A 628-nucleotide genomic window follows, 5' to 3' on the forward strand; every position below is an offset into this window, starting at 1 on the left:
GTTGGAAGACATTGCTTTTAAGGTTTGTAAAAAGGTTATATTAAATTTCTTTACAGTTGTTGGCAATCTTCTGAATTTATCAATAGCTTCTTCTTGAATTATTTTGCACCAACCAAAATAATTACCAAATGCATAATAAAAACTTAGTCTGGAATTCACTTCCTCATATGCGAATATTTTTTTATCGTTAATTATAAAATCGAGGCGCCTATCTAGATTCTTAGCGGCCTTTAAAAGTTTAAACGAGTAATCATAAAAATGCTCCCTTGCATGACGATTAAGCGTAATGTTTTCCGAAACAATATTTTCAGAAAAAATTTTAATCGCTGCACCAATCATACCACCAATGATGCTAGTTAAAAATAGCCATAATATGGTATGTTCAGCTATTGATTGCGTTAGAAAATTGTCCATATACGTTGAATTATCAAACACTTAATATACGTAATTGACTTCTAAAAAATTGTATAGGGCAAAATTATTTCGTCACCCAAGTAAAATACCACAAATTTCCTATCTCTATTTCTTACCTAAACAATTTCTCTTAATAGATCCTTGGCTAGGTTTTGAAACCCAAATCCACCCCCTATCCCTATATACGCATACCTACGTATTCGCTTAAAATATA

General features: G+C 31.2%; 1 protein-coding gene. It reads right to left on the reverse strand.

The annotated features are described in order from the left end of the window. Positions 1 to 414: hypothetical protein (locus FQ608_RS27120; RefSeq protein ID WP_158861645.1), on the reverse strand; the 414-nt coding region annotated here is incomplete at its 3' end. Positions 415 to 628 lie beyond the last annotated feature (214 nt).

Origin of the sequence: Lunatibacter salilacus, assembly GCF_009797935.1 — a bacterium.
Taxonomy (GTDB): domain Bacteria; phylum Bacteroidota; class Bacteroidia; order Cytophagales; family Cyclobacteriaceae; genus Lunatibacter; species Lunatibacter salilacus.